The organism is Legionella feeleii (assembly GCF_001467625.1).
Classification (GTDB): domain Bacteria; phylum Pseudomonadota; class Gammaproteobacteria; order Legionellales; family Legionellaceae; genus Tatlockia; species Tatlockia feeleii.
This window is the reverse complement of record NZ_LNYB01000085.1, coordinates 130,705-135,439: the sequence shown is the minus strand read 5'-3', so window position 1 is coordinate 135,439 and position 4,735 is coordinate 130,705. Positions and strand designations below refer to the sequence as shown.

Sequence of the window (4,735 nt, the reverse complement as noted above, 5' to 3'; positions counted from 1 at the left end):
TCACGCCGTGGTTTGTATGCGCTCCATTCAGGGAAAGAAACTTGACCCCCGAAAAAAATACCTGCAAACGATGAGGAAACGCTTTGCTGAAAAATGCCGCGATAACGGTATTATGCTGGCATCAAGCCGTCGTTTTGAACGAGGTCTTTCGGGTAAATCAAGTAAATCAGAACTGGTACAGATGCGCCAAAAAAGGCAACACTTACCCGAGGTCGATAAACGCTTTGTGGCACGGATTAAAACGGAAATTGAATCGTCCTCCTCGCATAATGATGTAAGTCATGAATCACGACTAAAGCGTCATCAATTTGTGCGCAATCAATTCTACGACAGTGCCAAAAAATTATATGACAACTACATGGCTACTGAGGCCTCTAAACGGCAGGATAAGGAGATTTTGGCCGCTAAATTATTATTGGATTACGCCAAGTCCTTTCATCAGGAAAAAAGCCGCGCTGATTTTTTAAAAGAGAAGCAACATAGCCAGTCAATCACTACAGCGGATTTCAACCCCTTTGCAAGACCCTTACCTCAAAAGAAAAGCAGGGTGAAGGAAAAAGATTGTGAGCCTGATTTATCGGACTGATTTTCCATTGATAATGCTGCCCAAAAAGGAGTACCTCAGCGGATATTCGCTTCATTATAGGCTATATATTAAGTAGGAAGTGATTGCGTAAGCTCAATACTCATGGAAGAGGGAGGCTGTATGGACAGCAAGGAAAACATGGAAAAACAGTTAGGGGCAGACCACGACGAAAACATGGAGGAAGGCCCTGGGTTATACGAGCAATATCAAGAGCTACCTGCCAATCATTATGGTTTTTTTAAAGGGCTTAATCAAAAGCCATGCAATGTGCCTTCCACTCATAATCGGCTTACTATTGCCATTGTGGATGATGAAGCGTTTACACTCGATATAGGAAAAAAGTTCGTTGATGGCGTTAAAAAACAACAACAGGATTATGTCATTTCAGCCACTCTCTACCAGTTCCCCCAAGACATCCCACAATTTAAATCGGACTTGGAACGAGGTTATATCAATGGGATATTGACCGACCATGACATGCCGGTCATGACTGGGAGTGAGCTTATTCAGTATGTGAGACAGGCCACTAAAAACGCCAACATCAATAATATCCCCATTCTTCTTAATAGTGCCGCTACAACACCAAACCAAAAGATGCTGACTGATTATGAGGTTCAATTTGCTGAAAAACCAATTACTGCGATGAATGTCAAATCGCAATTGGTCGAACCTGTAATTAATTATGATCGGGAATTAAAAGCTCAAAACAGCTTAAAGCATTGATATGTTCTTTCTTGGAAAAGTTCTGCTCCGCAAGGATATGGAGAAATGAAGAAAACCAAATGGAGTTAGTTATGAAAGCTGAAAACATGGCGAAGTTAGTTAGGCATCTTTCCACATTTATAAAAACCGGTGATTTTAGTCCCCATAATACTCAATACTCTTGGTGTATTGATATTTTCCTCGATGAGAATAAAAGCAACAAGAGATTGCATATTGATAGATTTAGCGAGGAGTTAGCTCGCAGATTAATAGTAGATGAACAAATACCAGAGTTAGATAGTAACAGCGCAGATTATGATCCAGAGAGTTTGCAACAACGAAGATATAACATATTTTATTACACATGGTATTCATGGAATATTTTGTATGATGAGTTACATGTCAAACGAGGGTTGATTTAGTGTTTTGGATTATTACATCATAAAAAATGAACCATCAATGTTTGAGTATTCGTTTTCAGCCAAGGGTACTAAATCGTTTCCTCAGGAAGAAATTTGAATCCCATTAGCCAATCTCCTGTTTGCAAACCCGATTGGGATATTTTCTAAAAACAAACTATAACGATAGAATTCTCCAGTCGTTTTCAGTAAGATTTGCGAGTTTAATCAAGACAATGATTATTTTAACGGACAGTTGGGCTATAAAAATGCAAATCAGGGGAACGGCGTTTCCAAGGAAATTAAAATCACTCTCTCCAAATCTCAACATAAGAATAAAAGCTTTTTTTTGGGCGACAGTCGTCCAGTCTTCTCTTGCTGGCTTGATTTTTTTAGGTGGTCTGATGGATCCCTATTTAGGGATTTTAGCGGTCGGGGTATATTTTTTTGGTATTGGTTTTTATTTGCTGTATCACTTTATTCTATGTAACTCTTCAAAGAAGTCTCAATCGCTATGATAAAAAATTTTTTTCCTGTTTTATTGCTTCTGATTGGCACATCAGAAGTCACTGCCGGTTTAGTGTCTACGACGGTACATAGCCGCGCCAATTGCTCTAATAATGAATCGATAACGTGGTGGCTTGGCCATCCTTATGATTGGCGTGTTGTAAGCACGCATACAAATATTTACGGCGGCGGCCACCTAATGGATACAGGGTATGCCTATACCTGGAGACAGGCTGCTGTTCATTGGGGTGAGGCACCTTTGGGTGATCATCGATGGGTTGTGAGTGGGTACCATTATTTGAAAAGCTATGGTCATGGGAAAGTCCCCTTTGATACAACGACTGTTGGCGATTGCAGTATTTACAATGGGTGGTGGGATCACTAATTCAACAGTTTCAGGCTTTAGTGTAGAGGGATTTAATAACAGAAGCATGATCTGCTTTAAATGGATAAGGATAAGGATAGAGATGAGAAAATTGTTACCAACTGCGTTGCTTATTCTGTTTGCTGCTCATGCAGTGGCAGAGTCTCAGGCTGTATTATCAAGAGAGGACATTGACAGGCTTAATAAAGAGTTACTTGCAAAGGCAGGATTATCTGTCCCTGACTCCACTGAAATAAGGATTGTTTCTGCCAATCAGTTCCTGTTTAAGAATAACTCACGAATCAACCAAAGTAATGACGATGCAGCAAAGGAGATAAGGGATTATCTGGCAATGAACAGGGAGCAACAAAAGAATGGTTTTGTGAAGAGCAGTGAACCCCGCGCCAAAGAATTGTTAGAGATGGAGAAAACCTCTTTATACCATAAGGAAAAATATAAACATGTCTTTTCCTTTAAAAGTACTCACCTGCGAGCAACCAGCGAGGAATTAAAGTTAGCTTATACCTTTGCGGGTGTGCCGAAAGAAGATATGAACGTCAACATTGGGGTGGCTCCCTATGGTGCTTATAAAGAGGTAAAAAATGGCGATGAGGCCGATGGCTGGGATGGTGCTGTCCAGTTTTTTGTAAAAAACGGTATCGGCTCCTGTGCCTTCACAGAACACAATAGGAAGTTGGCTCGAACGGGTGTTGAACTTATCAAAGAACTGGTCACTTATGAGGTTCATGACAAACCTACCGTCATTCTCGTTAAAGGTAATGAGAAGTCAGGCTTTGTCTATAAAATCGAATGGTATGATCCTGTTTTTAGCCGAGAGTTGGAATGTGCCAGCCCAAAATTCAGTGCTCAATTGCGTGCAGACGTAATCAGTCTTGCTAACCATATAGAGTCTTACCAACAGGCACAATGAAAGCCACACAAAAAATAGACGGTAACCATAATGGACGTTTAATATTTATATGAGGAATGTTGATGAATAATAAAAATAAATATCTTGGGCTATCTCTTTTAAGTCTGCTATCTTTTAACGTATTTGCAATAACTGAAGATCAGGGTTTGCTTAAGTCATTTCACGAATATGGAATGACTAAATGTGATAAATTTATATTGCATCACGCTAGTTTAAAGAATAAACCACACTGGTCGTTTGATATCGAAAAACCGCATGCTCCACTTGGAAAAGGCTATTCTGTTGTTGGATTAGTAGAAGTATACGGCTATAAAGGCGATACTGTTAAAAAGGATTTCTCTTTCTTGGAAACGCCTGATCAATGTATATTAACACAACGCAGTACGATTACGTTTAGCGGTCCTTGTAGTGAAAATATCAATGGAGATTATTGGTATATATCCAATCAAATGCCTGAAAAAGATTATACAGAATATAGAAACAAAGGTAATGCACCTATGTTAGCGAAAGAAGTTAATGTCGGTAATTTTAAGCTATGCATTCAAGAGATACGCTCGACTCGTGCGTCTAAACATGGATAGTAATCATTCAACTCCAGCGGGAAAAGCAAGAGACCTTTTTATTCAAAAAAGAGGTGTTTAGGTGACGGACTACCACAAGTAGCCGGTGCCCCGTTTCCAAACGGGGCGCTTGTGAGAGATTAGTTTCTTTATTGCTGCTGCCCAAACCGGCGTCCTTCCTCTTCTTGCAGATGGTTCTCGTCTACTCTGTCCTCTACCTGCGGTATCGGAATGATTTGGGGCTGTTGTTCGTCGTTATCCATCTCCTCATTGGCCGCCTGAAGGAGTGCTTTGTCTCCTCGACCCCCTAATTGCATTAAAGCCTGCGCGGGACTGCTGCCTCCTTTTGCAAGGGCGAGCAGGGTGTCACCTATGACTTCTTCACGCTTTCGTAAAGATTCCTCATGCGCGTTAAGTCTCAGACCCTGCTGAGTGAGTTCCTCTTTAAGGCGGTTTAAGTTTAAGGCCGTGGGATGGGTGGAGGGGCAAAGGCTGGCATCGGGGGCTAGGTCAATGGCGCGTAATTGCACCTGGAGCGTGTCAGCGCCGTTTTTTTTAATCGCTGTCAGCACGCCTTGTTCGATAAAGCCTGTTAAGACCATCAAACCAAGGCAGGCCACTTCAAAAAGTGCTGTCGGAGGAAAGAGAGAGGCGGTAGCAAGAAGGGCTGTGGTTAACAACGTGGAA

Annotated in this window: 7 protein-coding genes; 6 read left to right on the top strand and 1 reads right to left on the bottom strand. The window is 41.3% G+C overall.

Annotated elements, in window-relative coordinates; all coding sequences use genetic code 11:
• From Lfee_RS17420 to Lfee_RS12855, 6 genes are all read left to right on the top strand, one after another.
• Nucleotides 1–586: hypothetical protein (locus Lfee_RS17420; RefSeq protein ID WP_202972497.1), on the top strand; the 586-nt coding region annotated here is incomplete at its 5' end.
• A gap of 120 nt (nt 587–706) precedes the next feature.
• Nucleotides 707–1,309, top strand: coding sequence for a response regulator (locus tag Lfee_RS12880; protein WP_058447414.1), 603 nt, complete (start codon nt 707–709; stop codon nt 1,307–1,309).
• A 71-nt stretch (nt 1,310–1,380) separates the two neighbouring features.
• Nucleotides 1,381–1,710, top strand: coding sequence for a hypothetical protein (locus Lfee_RS12875; RefSeq protein ID WP_058447413.1), 330 nt, complete (start codon nt 1,381–1,383; stop codon nt 1,708–1,710).
• A gap of 490 nt (nt 1,711–2,200) precedes the next feature.
• On the top strand, nt 2,201–2,578 hold the full coding sequence (locus Lfee_RS12865) for a hypothetical protein (protein WP_058447411.1): 378 nt from the start codon (nt 2,201–2,203) through the stop codon (nt 2,576–2,578).
• A gap of 82 nt (nt 2,579–2,660) precedes the next feature.
• Nucleotides 2,661–3,488: a hypothetical protein gene (locus Lfee_RS12860; RefSeq protein ID WP_058447410.1), complete on the top strand. Its 828-nt coding sequence runs from the start codon at nt 2,661–2,663 to the stop codon at nt 3,486–3,488.
• 62 nt (nt 3,489–3,550) lie between these two features.
• Nucleotides 3,551–4,069: a hypothetical protein gene (locus Lfee_RS12855; protein ID WP_058447409.1), complete on the top strand. Its 519-nt coding sequence runs from the start codon at nt 3,551–3,553 to the stop codon at nt 4,067–4,069.
• A gap of 128 nt (nt 4,070–4,197) precedes the next feature.
• On the opposite strand, the gene Lfee_RS12850 is transcribed toward Lfee_RS12855, so the two are convergent.
• Nucleotides 4,198–4,735, bottom strand: a 538-nt coding sequence (locus tag Lfee_RS12850; protein WP_193786960.1) for a hypothetical protein, incomplete at its 5' end; no start/stop codon positions are given.